General features: G+C 69.7%; 17 protein-coding genes. 13 read left to right on the plus strand and 4 right to left on the minus strand.

What is annotated here, in order from left to right:
• The first annotated feature begins 4 nt into the window (after positions 1 to 4).
• From SCNU_RS01475 to SCNU_RS01500, 6 genes are all read left to right on the plus strand, one after another.
• Positions 5 to 1,441, plus strand: coding sequence for a vWA domain-containing protein (locus tag SCNU_RS01475; RefSeq protein WP_238526271.1), 1,437 nt, complete (start codon positions 5 to 7; stop codon positions 1,439 to 1,441).
• Positions 1,442 to 1,543: 102 nt separating this feature from the next.
• Positions 1,544 to 2,194: a nicotinate-nucleotide adenylyltransferase gene (gene nadD, locus SCNU_RS01480; RefSeq protein WP_009677572.1), complete on the plus strand. Its 651-nt coding sequence runs from the start codon at positions 1,544 to 1,546 to the stop codon at positions 2,192 to 2,194.
• Positions 2,191 to 2,607, plus strand: coding sequence for a ribosome silencing factor (rsfS, locus tag SCNU_RS01485; RefSeq protein ID WP_009677573.1), 417 nt, complete (start codon positions 2,191 to 2,193; stop codon positions 2,605 to 2,607). Before nadD ends, rsfS begins: the two co-directional genes overlap by 4 nt.
• Complete coding sequence (locus SCNU_RS01490) at positions 2,604 to 3,317, plus strand: histidine phosphatase family protein (protein WP_009677574.1); 714 nt, start codon at positions 2,604 to 2,606, stop codon at positions 3,315 to 3,317. Before rsfS ends, SCNU_RS01490 begins: the two co-directional genes overlap by 4 nt.
• A gap of 6 nt (positions 3,318 to 3,323) precedes the next feature.
• The gene (gene octT / locus SCNU_RS01495) at positions 3,324 to 4,040 is read left to right on the plus strand and encodes a diglucosylglycerate octanoyltransferase (RefSeq protein ID WP_009677575.1); all 717 of its coding nucleotides are present in this window, start codon (positions 3,324 to 3,326) and stop codon (positions 4,038 to 4,040) included.
• Between the two features lie 60 nt (positions 4,041 to 4,100).
• Entirely contained in the window at positions 4,101 to 4,949 is an 849-nt protein-coding gene (locus SCNU_RS01500; protein WP_009677576.1) for a DegV family protein, read from the plus strand.
• On the opposite strand, the gene SCNU_RS01505 is transcribed toward SCNU_RS01500, so the two are convergent.
• Positions 4,942 to 6,153, minus strand: a complete 1,212-nt coding sequence (locus SCNU_RS01505) for an FAD-dependent monooxygenase (protein ID WP_009677577.1) — start codon at positions 6,151 to 6,153, stop codon at positions 4,942 to 4,944. The genes SCNU_RS01500 and SCNU_RS01505 overlap by 8 nt on opposite strands.
• Positions 6,154 to 6,246: 93 nt before the next feature.
• Between SCNU_RS01505 and SCNU_RS01510 the strand changes: the two genes are divergently transcribed.
• From SCNU_RS01510 to holA, 4 genes are all read left to right on the plus strand, one after another.
• Positions 6,247 to 7,119 (plus strand): GntR family transcriptional regulator, encoded by an 873-nt coding sequence (locus SCNU_RS01510; RefSeq protein WP_009677578.1) that lies wholly within the window; start codon positions 6,247 to 6,249, stop codon positions 7,117 to 7,119.
• Between the two features lie 95 nt (positions 7,120 to 7,214).
• Positions 7,215 to 8,192: a ComEA family DNA-binding protein gene (locus SCNU_RS01515; protein WP_040517311.1), complete on the plus strand. Its 978-nt coding sequence runs from the start codon at positions 7,215 to 7,217 to the stop codon at positions 8,190 to 8,192.
• A complete protein-coding gene (locus tag SCNU_RS20710) occupies positions 8,189 to 9,811 on the plus strand; it encodes a ComEC/Rec2 family competence protein (protein ID WP_009677580.1) in 1,623 nt (540 codons plus the stop codon). Before SCNU_RS01515 ends, SCNU_RS20710 begins: the two co-directional genes overlap by 4 nt.
• Complete coding sequence (holA, locus tag SCNU_RS01525; protein ID WP_238526280.1) at positions 9,738 to 10,640, plus strand: DNA polymerase III subunit delta; 903 nt, start codon at positions 9,738 to 9,740, stop codon at positions 10,638 to 10,640. The genes SCNU_RS20710 and holA overlap by 74 nt, the downstream gene beginning before the upstream one ends.
• Positions 10,641 to 10,953: 313 nt before the next feature.
• On the opposite strand, the gene rpsT is transcribed toward holA, so the two are convergent.
• Positions 10,954 to 11,214, minus strand: a complete 261-nt coding sequence (gene rpsT, locus SCNU_RS01530) for a 30S ribosomal protein S20 (RefSeq protein WP_009677582.1) — start codon at positions 11,212 to 11,214, stop codon at positions 10,954 to 10,956.
• A gap of 201 nt (positions 11,215 to 11,415) precedes the next feature.
• On the opposite strand from rpsT, the gene SCNU_RS01535 reads away from it, so the two are divergent.
• Positions 11,416 to 12,513, plus strand: a complete 1,098-nt coding sequence (locus tag SCNU_RS01535; RefSeq protein WP_040517314.1) for a hypothetical protein — start codon at positions 11,416 to 11,418, stop codon at positions 12,511 to 12,513.
• 42 nt (positions 12,514 to 12,555) lie between these two features.
• On the opposite strand, the gene SCNU_RS01540 is transcribed toward SCNU_RS01535, so the two are convergent.
• The gene (locus SCNU_RS01540; RefSeq protein ID WP_009677584.1) at positions 12,556 to 12,957 is read right to left on the minus strand and encodes a type II toxin-antitoxin system PemK/MazF family toxin; all 402 of its coding nucleotides are present in this window, start codon (positions 12,955 to 12,957) and stop codon (positions 12,556 to 12,558) included.
• Positions 12,954 to 13,622, minus strand: coding sequence for an alpha/beta hydrolase family protein (locus SCNU_RS01545; RefSeq protein ID WP_040517316.1), 669 nt, complete (start codon positions 13,620 to 13,622; stop codon positions 12,954 to 12,956). The genes SCNU_RS01540 and SCNU_RS01545 overlap by 4 nt, the downstream gene beginning before the upstream one ends.
• A gap of 68 nt (positions 13,623 to 13,690) precedes the next feature.
• Here SCNU_RS01545 and lepA point away from each other — a divergent pair, with 68 nt between their 5' ends.
• Both lepA and SCNU_RS01555 read left to right on the plus strand, forming a co-directional pair.
• Positions 13,691 to 15,586: a translation elongation factor 4 gene (lepA, locus tag SCNU_RS01550; protein WP_009677586.1), complete on the plus strand. Its 1,896-nt coding sequence runs from the start codon at positions 13,691 to 13,693 to the stop codon at positions 15,584 to 15,586.
• Complete coding sequence (locus SCNU_RS01555) at positions 15,586 to 17,631, plus strand: M3 family metallopeptidase (protein WP_009677587.1); 2,046 nt, start codon at positions 15,586 to 15,588, stop codon at positions 17,629 to 17,631. The genes lepA and SCNU_RS01555 overlap by 1 nt, the downstream gene beginning before the upstream one ends.
• Positions 17,632 to 17,751 lie beyond the last annotated feature (120 nt).

The raw sequence follows: 17,751 nt of genomic DNA on the forward strand, positions 1-17,751 counted from the left end.
CGACATGGGCGAGCGAAGCGCCGGGGGATCGAGGACAGTGACCCAGCCGCTCGTCGACACGCTCACCGGGTTCGTCGACGATCTGCGCAGTCGAGGGATCGTCGTCGGTCCGTCGAGCCTGATCGATGCCGGGCAGGCGATGAGCGTGCTCGATCTGCTCGACCGCGAGTCGCTGCGGGAGGGGCTGGCGGCGACGCTGCTGACCGACCACACGCACCGGGACACCTTCGATCTGTGCTTCGAGCTGTGGTTCCCGCTCGGGTCCGCGGCCCGTCGTGCGGCGGTCGAGGTGCCGCGCGATGAGAACGGCGACGTGGACGTGCAGGCGCTGCGCGAGATGACCGCCGACGTCCTCGCCGATCAGGAGGCGATGAGCGACGGTCGGTTCGACCAGTTGGTCGCGATGATCGTCGGCGAGGTGGGCCAGTACGAGTCGGCGCGGGGCGAGTCGTACTCGGTGTACCAGGCGATGACCGCCATCTCGCCGCAGACGCTGATCGCCCGGATCGCCGCGGCGATGGCGGGCGGGCAGGACACCGAGTCGGGGGAGCGTCCGGGTACCGATCCGATGAATCGGCGGGCGGCTCGGGCGGCGACCGAGCGGTTGCGCGACGCGGTGACCACGGAGACGCAGCGGAGGATGGCGGAGATCCGCGGCCGGGACGCGGTCGGTGAGTACGCGGTCCCGAAGCTGCCGGAGATGATCGACTTCTTCTCCGCCAATCCGCAGGACATGGCGAAGATGCGGCGCACGATCGAGCCGATCGCTCGACTCCTGGCGGCCAAGCTGGAGTTCCGCCGTCGACGGAATCATCACGGCCCGGTCGACGTCCGGGCGACGTTGCGTGCGTCGATGTCGACCGGTGGCGTCCCGATCGACCTGCGACGCCGCAAGCCGCGTCCGGGGAAGCCCGAGCTGGTGGTGATCTGCGACGTCTCGGGATCGGTCGCCGGTTTCAGCCAGTTCACGCTGCAGCTCGTCTACGCGCTGCGGCAGCAGTTCTCGCATGTGCGGGTGTTCGCGTTCGTCGACACGGTGGACGAGGTGACGGACTTCTTCGACCGAGGCAGTGGCGACGAGCAGTTCGGTGAGCGGATGCACCGCATGCTCACCGAGGCCTCGATCAGCACGCGCGACGGGCATTCCGACTACGGTCACATGCTCAAGGGCTTCGAGGACCGCTACGGCGATTCGCTCACCCATAAGAGCGCGCTGCTGATCCTCGGCGACGCCCGGAACAACTACCGGCCGACGCACGCCGATTCGCTGGCCGCGATGCGCGACCGGGTGCGGAACGCGTACTGGCTCAATCCCGAGCGCAAGTCGGCATGGGACTCCGGTGATTCGGACGCGAGCAGGTACGCCGACGTGGTCGAGATGTTCGAATGCCGCAACGCCGATCAGCTGTCGAAGGTGATCGCGGACCTCCTCCCGGTCTGAGGCTCGCACTACCAACGCGTATGGCGCGACATCACCGGCGGATGTCCGATTTCGATGGTGGAGGCGTGGTGGTCGTGCAGGGACCCGGTAAAGTCAACCGGCATGTCAGCCGCACGCACGCCCCGCCGCATCGGCGTGATGGGCGGGACGTTCGATCCGATCCACAACGGGCACCTCGTCGCGGGCAGCGAAGTCGCCCACCGCTTCGACCTCGACGAGGTGGTCTTCGTGCCGACGGGCCGGCCGTGGCAGAAGGAGGGGGTGCAGGCGTCCGACCCGTCGCGCCCCGTCAGCCCCGCCGAGCACCGGTATCTGATGACGGTCATCGCGACGGCGTCGAACCCGCAGTTCACGGTCAGCCGGGTGGACGTCGACCGGGAGGGCGTGACGTACACCGTCGACACCCTCCGCGACCTCCGGAAGTCGTATCCGGACGACGAGCTGTACTTCATCACCGGTGCGGACGCGCTGGAGACGATCCTCTCCTGGCATGATTGGGAGGACCTCTTCGAGCTCGCGAACTTCATCGGAGTCTCGCGGCCCGGATACGAACTCAACGCCACACATCTGATGGAGCACCTGGCGGCCAAGCCCGCCGACGCCCTGCAGATGCTGGAGATCCCCGCGCTGGCGATCTCCTCGACCGATTGCCGTGCGCGCGCAGCGACCGGCCGCCCGGTCTGGTACCTGGTACCGGACGGGGTGGTGCAGTACATCGCGAAGCACGGTCTGTACCGAAAGGACCCCGCGTGACCGCTTCCGCCGAAGCCCGGCAGATGGTGACCATCGCAGCATTGGCCGCCGCAGACAAGGTGGCGACCGACATCGTCGCCATCGACGTCTCGGAGACGTTGGTGATCACCGACGCGTTCTTCATCGCGTCCGCCGACAACGAGCGTCAGGTCAACTCGATCGTCGAGGAGATCGAGGACAAGCTGCGGGAGTCCGGACACAAGGCGCTGCGCCGCGAGGGCACCCGGGAGGGTCGCTGGGCGCTGCTGGACTACGGCGACCTGGTGGTCCACGTGCAGCACGACGACGAGCGCGACTTCTACGGCCTCGAACGTCTGTGGAAGGACTGCCCGATCATCGAGATCGACGGGATCGAGCCGCCGTCGCGCGACCGCGCGGCCGAGGACGATGCGCAGATGCCTGCGGCCGAATGAGGAGTGAGCCCGATGCCGGCGACACCAGTGTCGAGCGGCTCACACCGGTCGTCCGCCGGCTGATCCTGCTCCGGCACGGTCAGACCGAGTACAACGCAGGCCGCCGGATGCAGGGGCAGCTGGACACGGACCTGTCGGCGGTCGGTGTGGAGCAGGCGGCGGTCGCCGGCCGTGCGCTCGCCACGCGCGGGCCGCGGCTGATCCGGTCGTCGGACCTGCGCCGCGCCCACGACACCGCGCTCGCGCTGGCATCGATCACCGGGCAGGACGTGGAGACCGACGTCCGGCTCCGGGAGACGCATCTCGGCGACTGGCAGGGCCTGACGCACACCGAGGTCGACGACATCGCGCCCGGTGCGCGCAGGCAGTGGCGCGACGACGCGCACTGGGCGCCGCCGAACGGCGAGTCGCGGGTGCAGGTGGCGCAGCGGTCGGTGCCGGTGGTGACCGAGCTCGTCGAACGCCTCGACGACTGGGGACAGGGCGACGACGCCGAGGCTCCGGTGGTGCTCGTCGCGCACGGCGGCGTGATCGCGGCACTGACCGCCGGACTGCTGGGCCTGCCGGTGGCGAACTGGCCGATCTTCGGCGGACTCGCCAACACGAGCTGGGTACAGCTGTCGGGGCACGCGCTTCCCGGCGAGGCTCCGGTGTGGCGCCTCGACGTCTGGAATGCGTCGTCGGAATCAGCAGAGAGCACGGTGCAGTAGACCGCCATGGGTTCGATCTTGGTACTGGGGGACTCGCTGTCCTTCTACGGAGCTACGGGCGGCCTGCCCGCGGACGACGAACGGATCTGGCCGAATCTGGTCGGCGCCGAGCTCGGGCACGACGTCGAGTTGTTCGCACGGATCGGCTGGACCAGCCGGGACATCTGGTGGGCGATCACCCAGGATCCACGGGTGTGGGCGGCCGTCCCGCACGCCGACGTCCTGGTGCTCGCCTTCGGCGGCATGGATTCGCTGCCGTCGCCGTTGCCGACGGCGCTGCGTGAGCAGATCCGGTACGTGCGTCCCGCCAAGCTCAGGCAGGCGGTCCGCGGGGCGTACGGCTGGCTGCAGCCGAGGCTCTCGCCGGTCGGGTGGCCGATGGCGATTCCGCCCGCGGAGACCGCGCGCTACTTCGAGAAGGTCCGGGGTGCGCTGGCGCATCTGAGGCCCGATCTGCCGATCGTCGTCTGCCTGCCGCCGACGCACGACAGCCCGTACTACGGCAATGTCCACCCGGGTCGCATCCCGACGACCGTCGCCATCAGCGAGTGGGCGCACGAGCACGACCTGCCGACGGTGGACTTCTATCCGGTCACCGCCGAGGCCTTCGCCGACCCGTCCGTCGAGATGAATCCCGACGGGATCCACTGGGGCCTGGAGGCGCACGGGCGGATCGCCGAGATCGTCGCACCCGCGGTGCGGGACGCGCTCGCCGCTCGCTGACCCGCAGGCGGCGGCCCGACTGCCGTCTGGCGTCGCGGACCCACCCGCTACCGTGTAGGGGTGTCTGTCGCCATCGTCACCGATTCGTCGTCGCGGTTGCCCGCGACACTCCTTGACGAGCATGCGATCCTGCAGGTCCCGCTGTATCTGAAGACCGAGGACGGCGTCGAGTACGCCGAGGGCGTCGACGATGTTCCGTCCGACGTCATCAGCTCGATGAAGGTCACCACCTCGGGGGCGAACCTCGGCGACCTCAAGCGGGCCTACGCGCAGGCCTGGGAGGCCAGCGAGGGCGACGGTGTGGTCGCGGTGCACATGTCCCGCAGGCTCTCCGGCACGTGGAGCGCGGCGCGACTGGCCGCTGAGGAGATGGACGGACGCGTGCGCGTCGTCGATTCACGATCGGTCGGCATCTCGCTCGGACTGACCACGATGGCTGCGGCCCAGGCCGCCGAAGCCGGCGGTTCGCGCGACGCGGTGTACGAGACCGCCGTCCGCGCGGCTGCGACCGCCGAGTCGATGCTCTGCGTGCAGGCTCTCGACAATCTGCGCCGCAGCGGCCGGATCAGCGCCGCCAGCCACCTGCTGGGGTCGGCGTTGGCGATCAAGCCGATCCTGCACATGTCCGACGGTCTGCTGACCCTGCGTGAGCGGCATCGCACGTCCACCAAGGCGATCGCCAAGATGCTCGACGCGGCGGTCGAGCTGGCGGGCGACGACGCCGTCACGATCGGTGTGCAGCACTGCCAGAACCCGGAACTGGCCGACGCGGTGCTCGCGCAGGTCACCGAGCGCGTGGAGAACGTCACCTCGACCATCGTCGTCGACCTCGGGGCGGTACTGGGCATCCATGTGGGTCCGGGTGCAGTCGGCGTCACGTTGGGCTACGGTCTGGCCCCGCTCAGCTGAGTTCGCGCTGCACCAGGGGGTAGTCGGGGAGATCGATCCCGTCGGCCTTGGCGAACTCGGCCGCCACCAGGTTCCGCACCGGCCACCTGGTCATCGACCAGTAGGTGAGCCGGCTCAGCGCGATCATCAGTCGGCTCTTGGGCGCGTAGCCCGCCGTGCCCCCGGGCGGCAATTCCTGCGCGCCGTCGACGAACGGCCGCATGATCTGCTCGTACTCGGCGAGCGCCTGCGCGACCCGCCCGCCGGACCGCTCGATCTCGCCGGCGAGCACGTACGCGCCGACGAGCGCGAGTGTGGTCCCGAGTCCGGTCAGCGGTGTCGGGCAGTAGCCGGCGTCGCCGACCAGCGCCACGCTGCCGGTGGTGAACCGGTCCATCCGCACCTGCGCGAGATCGGCGTACGCCCAGTCGTCGGCGTCTCGCATCTGCTCGAGCAACTGCGGTGCGGCCCAGCCGACGCCGGCGAACGCCTCGTCGAACATCCGCCACTGGCTCTCGCGGTCGCGAAGCGGCACGGAGTCGCTGCCCCGGACTGCCAGGGCCGCCTTCACTCTCCCGCCGGTCCGCGACGGTCGTGCCGAGACGACGCGTCCGCCGGGTGCCAGGTGCATCAGGTACCAGTCGTCGAGATCCTGGTCGATCGTCGCGGTGAACCACGCGTACCGCAGTCCGATCGGATGCAGGTGCCGCTCGTCGGGCCCGAACGCGGCGCGACGCACGGCGGAGTTCAGGCCGTCGGCTCCGATGACGAGGTCGAACCGCCGGTCGGCCGATTTCTCGAAGGAGACCACGGTGCCGCCCGGCCGTTCGTTCAGTGCCACGACGGTGTCGTCCCAGAGGTACTCGACCGACTGCGGCACGGCGTCGACGATCGTCCGCGCGAGGTCGCCGCGGAGGATCTCCCGGTCGGAGACGATGCCGTTGCCGTCGAAGGCCTCGACGGGCAGGGCGCTGCGGCGCCGTCCGCGGGCGTCGACGGTGGCGATGCCACGCTGGTCGAGGAGCTGCGCGTCGGTGGCCTCGGTGAGCCCCATGCGATCGATGACGGTTCGGCCCGCGCCGCGCAGGTCGACGGTCTGCCCGCCCGGCCGCAGCGAGGGGGCGCGTTCGACGATCGTCACCTCATGTCCTTGCCGCGCGAGCAGGAGGGCGGCGGCGGGTCCGGCGATCGATGCGCCGCTGATCAGGATCTGCAATTTGTTCATGGTGCGAACGTACGCCGTATCGAGTGCACTGCGATACGGTGTTGACGTGCCATTACTAAGAAAGTGCACTAGTGCATCACCGGGAGGTCGACGATGAATCGCGCCGAGCAGATCGCCGATGTCCTGCGGATGCGGATCGTCACCGGACAACTGCGCCCCGGCGATCCGGTGCCGTCGACCCGCGCGATCATGCGCGATCACAACGTCGCGATGGCGACCGCGAGCCGGGTGCTGTCCCTTCTGCAGGACGACGGATTGATCGAGTCGGCGCCAGGCAGGGGGAGCACGGTGCGGGCGCCGGACGGGTCGGACCCCGCGGTGCTGACCGCCGACGGCGTCGTCGACGTGGCGATCGAGATCGCGGATGCGGAGTCGCTGTCGGCGGTGTCGATGCGCAGGCTCGCCGGAGCGTTGGACATCCCGACGATGGCCGTCTATCGCTACGTCCCGAGTCGGGAGGAACTCCACTTCGCGATGCTCGACCGCGTGATGGGGGAGATCGAGCTGCGGCCGACGAGCGGTGACTGGCGTGCCGATCTGGAAGCCGCGGTGGGAGCGATGTGGCGGACGATGTCATCCCACCCCTGGTTCGCACCCGCCCTCTCCATGACGCGCCCCACGGCCATGCCGAACGCGATGCCGCTCGCGGAGACCATGCTCGGCAGCCTGCGCGCCGCCGGTCTCGATCCCGTGCAGGCGTTCACCGATTACCTCGGGCTGCTGAACCTCGTCCGCGGACTCGGCCTGACCCTGGAGCCGGAGCTGGCCGACCGTGCGGAGACAGGCGTCACGAACGACGAGTGGATGGACACTCAGGTGACCGAGCTCAAGCGGATGACGCCCGCCGACAGGTTCCCGCACATGCGGACGATCATGGAGGTCGGGTATCCCTACGATCCCGACGTGCTGATGCGATCCGCGGTCGGACGATTCCTCGACGGGATCGCGGCGACCGCTGATCAGTGACCCAGGCTGTGGAGTTCGCCGGACTCATCCACAGATCGGTGAGAACGCAGCTGACGGGCTGACGCCGGTCACCGTCGCTTCCTAGTCTTCCCGCCATGGGGAGGAAGAAGCGGGTGGGCCACGACCGCGAAATCGGGCCCGATCCATTGGCACGGCTCGCGCCGCAACCGCCGGCCGTCGAAGTTCCGTGGGGTGCGCCGGACCCGCCGATATGGCTCGACACCCCGGACGGGCGGAACGCCTGGACGGGGAAGGCCGCATTCGACTGTCTCGACGAGGACGAGGACGCTGCCGCGCCGGCGCGTGGACGATCCGCGGACTCGATCGACGAGGCCCCGGCCGACCAGGTCAGGGCCGACGACTGGGCGGACGAGGAGTGGGAGGACGACTGGGATCCGCCCCGCAGCCGATTCGCCATGCTGCCGCCCGCGGCGATCGGACTGCTCGTGGTCGGTCTGATCGCCTGCGCCATCGCGGGTTACTCGCTGCTCAAGCGGAACGAGCCGACCGCTCCGCTGGTCGCGTTCGAATCGAGCGCAGGTCCGCGGACATCGGCGCCGCCGGATCCGAGCGACGGCTCGCCGGATCCGCGGATCGTGGTCAGCGTGGTCGGGATGGTGCACAGGCCCGGGCTGGTGACCCTGACCGGAAGCGCGCGCGTCGCCGACGCGATCGCCCGAGCGGGAGGGGCTCGCGACGGAGCCGACCTGCTCAGCCTGAACATGGCCCAGCTGCTGCGCGACGGCGATCAGATCCTGATCGGCAGGGACGACGGCGCTGCAACCGTCCACAGCGCGGTGGTCGCCGCGGCAGGCGGACCGGCACCGGGCGCGCCGGTGCCGTCCGCACCGGGCGGCAGCGTGCCCGCGGTCGGCACCGGGCTGGTGGACCTCAACTCGGCGACGGCGGACCAACTCGACGCATTGCCCGGTGTCGGGCCGGTGACCGCCTCGGCGATCATCTCCTGGCGTGAGAGTCACGGACGGTTCGCCTCCGTCGATCAGCTCGCCGAGGTCGACGGCATCGGCCCCGGTCGACTCGCGAAGCTGAAGCCGTTGGTGACGGTGCGGTGACCACCTCCGACCTGCGGCTGGCGGCTCCCGCCGCCGGGTGCTGGGTGGCTGCGGCGCTGACCCTGATCGTCCCCGCGGGCTGGGGCGCCGCCCTCGCGGGTGTCTTCACCCTCGCCGCGGCGACAGCCGGGCTGTATGCCCGCACAGTCGACGGGACGGCCCGCGCGATCGCGGTGACGTCGGCCGCCGCCTGCGGGGTGATCGCGGCGTCGGCACTGTCCGTGGTGCTTCGAATCGTGGCCGTGGAACAGGCGCCGATCGGATCCGCGGACGGCAAGCCGGTGGTGGACGTCGACGTGCGCGGCGATCCGTCGTTCACCGTCGGCGGCCGGATGCGATTGCCGGTCACCGTGCGCGCGATCGGCGGTCACCGCCAGCGTCCGGTCCCGGCGACGCTCATGGCATCGGCGGACGCCGCCGACCCGCTGCCCGGCGAGCGCTACCGTGTCCGCGTCCGGGTCCGTCCGCCGCGCGCCGGTGCGGCGGACAGGTTGCAGGCTGCGCAGCTGACGGCCGTCGGCGAGGTACAGCGACTCCGCGGTCCGCCGTGGTGGCAGGCCGTGGCCGGGCGGGTGCGCGAACGTCTCCGCGACGTCGCTCAGCGCGCCCTGCCGGAACGACCGGCGGGACTGCTGCCCGGCCTGGTCCTCGGCGACGTCAGCGGACTCGACCGGCAGACGTCCGACGACTTCCGGTCCGCGGGCCTGACACATTTGATCGCAGTCTCCGGCAGCAACTTCACGTTGGTGTGCGGTGCGGTGATTCTCGGCATCCGGGTCAGCGGTGCCTCGGAGCCGGTGGTGGCCGTCCTCGGCGGTGCGGCGATCGTCGGCTTCGTGATCCTGGTGCGGCCCACCGACAGTGTGCTGCGCGCCGCGGTGATGGGCTCGGTGGGGCTGGCCGCCGGATTGGGCTCGCGGCGGTCGCAGGCACTGCCGGCGCTCGGGACGGCAGTGATCGTCGTGCTTCTGCTCTGGCCGCAGATGGCAGTCGCACCGGGCTTCGCGCTGTCGGTGGTCGCGACGCTCGGACTGGTCATCTGGTCGGTGCCGATCCGCCGAGCACTCATGCGCCGCGGCATGCCGGAGTCGGTCGCGATGCTGTTGTCCATGACGCTGGCGGCACAGGTGCTGACCACGCCACTGCTGATCGTGCTCACCGACACGGTGAACCTGATGTCGGTGCCGGCGAACCTGCTCGCGGTGCCGGTCGTCGGAACGGCCGGGCTGCTCGGCACCGCGGCGGCGGTGATCGGGGCGATCGGGCCGCAATTCGGGCCGGGCGGAGTGGTCGCTGAGTTCCTCGTCCGGGCGGCCGGGCCGCCGACCCGATGGCTGATCGTCGTCGCCGACCGATTGGGCGGGCCGGCGTGGTCGACGCTGTCCGTCCCCGGCTGGACGGTCGGATCGGTGTTCCTGGTCTGTCTGCTCGGAGGTCTCGCCTGGCGCAGACGCGGAGATGTCGGAGGTTTCTGGCACCATGTTCGATGTGAGCGATCGGCTGTATCTACTACTCGGAGACGACGACTTCCTGACCGGACGCGTCATCTCACAGGTGACGGCCGAGCGCAGCCGCGACGCCGGGGCCGACGTGCCCGTCACCCGGGTCCGCGCCGGTGAGGTCACCGGTCCGGAGATGGCCGAGTTGTTGAGCCCGTCGCTGTTCGCCGAAGAGCGCATCGTCGTCGTGCAGTCGGCGGCGGATGCGGGCAAGGAACCGGCGGCGCTCATCACCGCGACGGCCAAGTCGTTGCCGGAGGGCATCACGCTGATGGTCGTGCACACCGGCGGCGGTCGGCAGAAGGCGATGGTCGGCGAGTTGAAGAAGGCGGGCGCGCAGGAGTTCGCGTGTGCCGCGCCGAAGTGGCCGTCGGAACGCGCGGACTTCGTGCGGTCGGAGTTCCGCGCGCTCGGCGCGAAGGTCAGTGCGGAAGTGGTGGAGCTGGTCACCGAGATGGTGGGATCCGACCTCCGCGAGCTGTCGGCGGCCTGCCGGCAACTGGTCGCGGACACCGGCAACAAGGTCGACGCCGACGCCGTCCGGCTGTACTACACCGGTCGCCCCGAGGTCACCGGCTTCGAAGTGGCGGACAAGGCGGTCACCGGCGATCTCGCCGGAGCGCTGGAGTCGCTGGCCTGGGCGGAACACCACGGGACGGCACGGGTACTGCTGGCGGATGCGCTCGCCGAGGCTGTGCACGCGATCGCGCGGGTCCGGTCGATGGGCGGGGCCGACAAGTACACCCTCGCGTCGGAACTGGGCATGCCGCCCGGCCGGGTCGGGAAGATCCAGACGCAGGCGCGCGCCTGGGACTCGACGTCGATCGGGGAGGCTCTGCTTGTCGTCGCCAAGCTCAATGGCGATGTGAAGGGACAGGCTGCGGATCCGGATTACGCCCTGGAACACGCGGTCTCGACAGTCGCTCAGCTGCGCCCGCGCCGCCGCTGAGCCGTCCCGTCTCGGGCATCCCCAGGCTGGGCCCGACGAGCTTGTGCGAAGGTCCGCCCCAACCTCGCCGGCTTCCACCCTGGGAGCGTGACCTGCGCGTCCCCGTGAGCGCTGTTCGTGGTCCATGCGTCCATCAGATGCAGTGACGGGGACGCGGCGGACGGCTCCGGGCAGGGGAAGGCTGGGCCAGAGCGCCGACAACGAACACCCCGATGACTACGTGGCCCGTCATCGGGGTGTTCGTGAAGAGATCTTGTTCTGTTGTCGCTCAGCCCGGGGCGAGCGAGAGGTGCGGCCCGAGGGCCGCGCCGCCTCAGAGCTGGTTGACCGCGAGAGCCATGGCCGACTTCTTGTTGGCGGCCTGGTTCTTGTGGATGACGCCCTTCGAAGCGGCCTTGTCGAGCTGGCGGCTGGTGGCGACGAGCAGCTCGGCTGCCTTGTCCTTGTCGCCCGAGGCGACGGTCTCGCGGAAGTTGCGAAGCGCGGTGCGCAGGGCCGACTTGATCGACTGGTTGCGCTGACGAGCCTTCTCGTTGGTCTTGTTCCGCTTGATCTGAGACTTGATGTTAGCCACGCGATGTCCTCTTCTGGCGTCCTGAGCGGCCCTGGGCCGAATGTTCTGTGTACCTTCCGGCGACAGAGCGGTCGGGTCATCCGCCAGCGTCCATCGCAACAGCGGTCAACGATACCAGCGTGTCGGGACGGGCCAAAATCGCGCGGATCCGCTCTCCGCCTCAGCGGCGTACCGCTCTCGGCTGCCTACAGTGGACTCACTATGTCTGTCGCTTATGTCCACGTGGGCCTACCCAAGACCGGAACGACCCATCTCCAGGATCGGCTCTGGCGCAACCGCGACCACGCGCTCGCGCGCGCCGGACTGCTGTACCCGGGCAATCGGATCGACGACCACTTCCACGCCGCCGCGCACCTGCAGCCGGAACGCTACCTGGACTGGGCCGATCCGGCGCATGCCGATGTGTGGCCGGCGATGGTCGCTCAGATGAAGGCGTGGAGCGGATCGTCCCTCGTCTCGCACGAGTTGTTCGCCAACGCGGGCCCCGACCACATCCGCAAGCTCGTCGCGGACCTCGACTTCGTCGACCAGGTGCACGCGGTCCTGACAGTGCGCGACCTGGCCCGGCAAGTGCCGTCGGTGTGGCAGGAGAACGTCAAGAATCAGCGTCGCGCCACGCTGGCCGAGTTCGTCGACTCGATCGCCGACGACGCCGCAGGCCCCGACCAGGAGCCGTTCTGGGAGTTCCAGGACTACCGGCGGATCGCGGCGGACTGGGCAGACGTGGTGGGCGCGGACCGTGTGCACATCGTGACGGTGCCGGCGCCCGGTACCGATACCGCGGGGGACGGACTGTGGGAGCGATTCGTCCGGGTCCTCGGCGCCGATCCGGCGGACCTGCCGGAACCGGTCCCCAGCTCCAACAAGTCGCTGTCGGCCGCGCAGACCGAACTGCTCCGCCGTCTCAACGGCCGACTGCAGCCCGACGATATCGAGTGGCGGCGCTACGAGGGCCTGATCAAGGGCGTACTGATCGGTGACTACCTGTTCAAGACGCGTGACGGAGCTCCGGAGGGTTTGTCCGGGGAGCAACTCGCATGGGCGGCCGCGCAGTCGGACCGGATGGTCGCCGAACTCGTCGAGCACGGCCACCCGGTATCCGGGACCGTCGACGACCTGCGGGTCGCCGCCACGACCGCCGGCACGACGAACCCGGTGACATCCGACGATGTCCTCGACGCCGCACTCGACGCCGTCGCACTGTGGGCGAAGACGGCGCCGGTGCCGGACAACACGCCCGCGCTCAAGACGCGGGCCGCCAATCTCGTCCGACGCGCCCGCCGCAGACTGAGGCGCTGATCGAACTCATGCGCTGACCGAATCCGCGACGATGCGCCCCGGCTACGACCAGCCGAACCGCTCACGGAGGACGCGGGCGACGGCGTCGAACTGCGGGCGGTCGCAGATCGCGCCCTCCCGTCGGATACCGGTCTCCGCGATGCGGAGCACGCGGTCGAGTCGTACGAAGCTCTCCCGACGCTCGGCGTCCCATGACCCCGACCCGATCGACAACCACTCGTCGTCGCCGCGGTGATAGTCCTTGCTCGACAGCATCAGGCCGAGCAGGTGATCGCCCTCGCGTCCGACCACCAGCACCGGCCGGTCCTTGCCCTGCGACGGATCGTCCTCGAACGGCACCCAGGTCCAGACGATCTCACCCGGGTCGGCGGCGCCGTCGAGGTCGGGCGCGTAGGCGACCGTTCGCGCGAAATCCCGGGTCGGATGCCCCGGCAGGCGGCTCACCGGGCGCCCGCTCGCGCGAGGACGGCCGGGAACAGCCACTCGTCGACGGCGTCCGCGGTCAGCCCGCCCACGCCGCTCCGGTCCGGTTTGAGACTGTGATCGGCCTTCTCGACCTCCAACAGCCGCACCGGCCCGCCGAACAGCGTCAGCGCGTCGGCGAACTCCTCCGACTTCCCGAACGCATCGTTGCGGCCGTGCACGATCAGCGTCGGCGCGGTGACACCGGACAGGTGCTCGGTGCGCAGCCGATCGGGCCGCCCCGGCGGATGCAGGGGATAGGACGTGAGGAGCAGGCCGTCGAAGAGGTCCGGTTCCTCGGCGGCCACCATCGACGCCTGTCTGCCGCCGTAGGAGTGCCCGCCGACTATGAGCGGACCGTCGGACACGCTGCGCAGTTCGGCGACGGCGGCGCGGATCCCGTCGCGGTCGCGCGCGGCCTTCGACGGCGCCGGCGGCCCCTTCGGACGATCCTGCCGGTAGGGCAGATCGATACGGGCGACGGCGAGCCCGCGGTCGACGAGCGCTTCGCCGACCGCGCGAAGCACCGCCGATCGCCGGTCGCTGCCCGCGCCGTGAGCGAGGATCACCAGGCCGTTCGGCGCCGTCGGGCGGGCCACGTCGGCCGCGACCGGGCCCTTCTCCACCGTGAATTCTTCCGCAGTCATGATGGTGTCGAGCGTAATAGCGATTCGGCCGAGGTGAATCACGGCCGGTAGTCGTGCGAAACTGGAGGGTGATCATCTGCCGGGTCCCGCCCGGGCCCGCCGCGCAAGGAGTGAGTGAGATTCCCAGCTTCGCCGACAAGACGTTCACCGATCCCACCCGGATCCGTAACTTCTGCATCATCGCGCACATCGATCACGGCAAGTCGACGCTCGCCGATCGGATGCTGCAGCTCACCGGCGTCGTCGAGGCACGGCAGATGCGTGCGCAGTATCTCGATCGGATGGACATCGAGCGCGAGCGCGGGATCACCATCAAGGCGCAGAACGTCCGGCTGCCGTGGAAGGTGGGCGACGAGGAGTTCGTCCTGCACCTGATCGATACGCCCGGCCACGTCGACTTCACGTACGAGGTCTCGCGCGCGCTTGAGGCGTGCGAGGGAGCGATCCTGCTGGTCGACGCCGCGCAGGGCATCGAGGCGCAGACCCTGGCGAACCTGTATCTGGCGATGGAGAACGACCTCACCATCATCCCGGTGCTGAACAAGATCGACCTGCCCGCGGCCGACCCGGACCGCTACGCCGCGGAGATCGCGCACATCGTCGGCTGTGAGCCGGAGGACGTGCTGCGTGTCTCGGGCAAGACCGGCGCCGGTGTTCCGGAGCTGCTCGACGAGGCCGTCCGGCTGATCCCGGCGCCCGTCGGCGATCCCGATGCGCCCGCTCGCGCGATGATCTTCGACTCCGTCTACGACACCTACCGAGGCGTCGTCACCTACGTCCGCGTCGTCGACGGGAAGATCGTCCCGCGCGAGAAGATCGCGATGATGTCGACGGGCGCAACCCACGAACTCCTCGAGGTCGGGATCGTCTCGCCGGAGCCGAAGGCCAGCGTCGGACTCGGCGTCGGCGAGGTCGGCTACCTCATCACGGGCGTGAAGGACGTGCGCCAGTCAAAGGTCGGCGATACCGTCACCAGCGCCAGGAAGGGCGCCGACGAACCGCTGACCGGCTACCGCGAGCCGCGTCCGATGGTCTACTCGGGCCTCTACCCGGTCGACGGCTCCGACTACCCGGTGCTCCGCGAAGCCCTCGAGAAGCTGCAGCTCAACGACGCCGCTCTCACCTACGAGCCGGAGACGTCGGTGGCGCTCGGCTTCGGATTCCGCTGCGGCTTCCTCGGACTGCTGCACATGGAGATCACCCGCGAGCGCCTGGAGCGCGAGTTCGACCTCAACCTCATCTCCACCGCGCCCAACGTCGTCTATCGCGTCGTGATGGACGACGGGACCGAACACATCGTGACCAACCCGTCGGACTGGCCGACCGGCAAGACCAGCCAGATCTTCGAGCCGATGGTCAAGACCACGATCATCGCGCCGAGCGAGTTCATCGGCGCGATCATGGAGCTCTGCCAGTCGCGCCGCGGTGAGCTCGGCGGCATGGACTACCTGTCCGAGACGCGCGTCGAACTGCGCTACACGATGCCGATGGCCGAGATCATCTTCGACTTCTTCGACTCGCTGAAGTCGCGCACCCGCGGCTACGCCAGTCTCGACTACGAGGAGTCGGGCGAGTCGCAGGCCGAGCTGGTGAAGGTCGACATCCTCCTGCAGGGCGAGGCGGTCGACGCGTTCAGCGCGATCGTCCACAAGGACTCGGCGTACGCGTACGGCAACAAGATGGCGCTGAAGCTGAAGGAACTGATTCCGCGTCAGCAGTTCGAGGTGCCGATTCAGGCCGCGATCGGCTCCAAGGTGATCGCCCGCGAGAACATCCGCGCCATCCGCAAGGACGTCCTCGCCAAGTGCTACGGCGGCGACATCAGCCGTAAGCGCAAGCTGCTCGAGAAGCAGAAGGAAGGCAAGAAGCGCATGAAGACGATCGGTCGCGTGGAGGTGCCGCAGGAGGCGTTCGTCGCGGCGCTCTCGACCGATGAGGTCGGCGACAAGCCGAAGGGCAAGTAGTGGCCGCCGCGCCGTCGCCGGTGCTCGCCGACTCGGGGCTGCCGTACGGTCTGCCGGACTTCGCGTCGATCAGCGACGACGACTTCCTCCCCGCCTACGACATCGCGATCGCGGAGCACCGCGCCGAGGTGACGGCGATCGCATCGTCCGACGACGTGCCGACGTTCGACAACACCATCGCCGCGCTCGAGGCGTCCGGACGTGCGCTGGCGCGGGTGAACGGGATCTTCTTCAACCTCGAAGGGCCCGACAGCAATCCGCAGCGCGCGCAGATCGCGCAGGAACTCGCCGTCCGTCTCACCGAGCATGCGAACGCGATCACGATGGATCCCGCCCTGTTCGGCCGTATCCGCGAGCTCTACGAGCGGCGGTCGGAGCTGGGCCTGAACGAGGCCCAGACACGCCTGCTGGAGCAGCGCTACCGGGACGCGGTACGCGCGGGCGCCGCGCTCGATGAGGCGGGCCAGGACCAGATGCGGGAGATCTCCGGCAGACTCGCGACGTTGACCACCGAGTTCGGACAGCAGCTCCTCGACGACACCAACGACTCGGCGGTCCATTTCGCCGACGCGGCCGAGCTCGACGGACTGTCGGCCTCGGAGATCGCCGCAGCCGGACGGGCCGCGGCCGAGGCCGGCCGGGACGGCTACCTGGTCGCCCTCGAACTGCCGACGAGCCAGGCCGCCGTCGCCAAGCTCACGCGCGCCGAATCGCGTCGCCGGGTGTTCGACGCGTCGACGGCTCGGTGTGCGCGCGGCAACGAGCACGACACCCGCGAGATGATCCTGGAGATCGTCACGCTCCGCGCCCGCCGCGCCGAACTGCTCGGCTACGCCGATCACGCCGCCTACGTCATCGCCGAGGAGACGGCACCGACGCCGCAGGCGGTCGCAGACCTGCTCGCCGACCTCGGCGCCGCCGCGCAGCAGGCCGCCGATGCCGAACTGTCCCGGCTCACCGACTTCGCGGGCCACGAGCTGACGGCGTCCGACGTGACCTTCTACCTCGCCGCCGACCAGCGGGCTCGGTCCGCTGCCGACGACGCCGCCGCGTCGGTCGACATCGACGAGTTCGCCGAATACTGCGAACTGAACGCGGTGATCGACGACGGTGTGTTCGCCGCCGCCGGGCGCCTGTACGGGCTCAGCTTCGCCGAGCGCACCGATCTGGCCGGCTATCACCCCGACGTCCGCGTGTGGGAGGTCAGCCGCGACGGAGTCGGCATCGGCCTGTTCCTCGGCGACTACTTCGCACGACCGTCCAAGCGCGGCGGGGCCTGGATGAACAACATCGTCGACCAGTCCCGCCAGTCGGGAACCGCGCCCATCGTCGTCAACGTGCTCAACCTGACTCGCCCGGAACCGGGCGAGCCATGCCTGCTCTCGCACGACCAGCTGATCACGCTCTTCCACGAGTTCGGCCACGCGATTCACGGACTGCTGTCGGCGGTCGACTACGTCTCGCAGTCGGGCACGTCCGTTCCCCGGGACTTCGTCGAGTTCCCGTCTCAGGTGAACGAGATGTGGGCGCTGCATCCCGACGTCGTCGGCGGCTATGCGCGGCACCACCGGACGGGGGAGCCCGCACCGCCAGAGCTGCTCGATGCGGTACGCGCCGCGGGCGGCACCGAGTCGGCGCATGCGACAGTCGAGTACCTCGCGGCCGCCGCGCTCGATCTCGCGTGGCATCGGCTCACCGAGCACGACCTCCCCGCGGATGTGCTCGACTTCGAGCGCAGCGCGCTGCGCTCGGCGGGCCTCGACTCGGAGCTGATCCCGCCGCGCTATCGCAGCACATACTTCAACCACGTGTTCGCCGGTGGCTACTCGTCGGCCTACTACTCGTATATCTGGTCGGAGATCCTCGACGCCGAGACCGAGCAGTGGTTCCTCGCCGGCGGGGGACTCCGACCGGAGCTGGGCGCGGCGTTCGCCGACGCGGTCCTGCGCCGGGGCGACAGCGTCGATCCGGTCGCGGCGCATGCGGCGATGATCGGGCACCCCGCCCGGATCGAGCCGCTGCTCATCCGTCGCGGACTGTCGTAGGCGGGCGCACGGCGTCCCGTCCCGCCAGTGCCGGCCGACCCGGGGTGACCCCGGTCGCACAGCCCCGGCGAGTAGGGTTTCAAATCAGCGTGGGCGAAACCGCGCAGGCACGGTGTAGAT

Source organism: Gordonia neofelifaecis NRRL B-59395 (assembly GCF_000192435.1).
Classification (GTDB): Bacteria; Actinomycetota; Actinomycetes; order Mycobacteriales; family Mycobacteriaceae; genus Gordonia; species Gordonia neofelifaecis.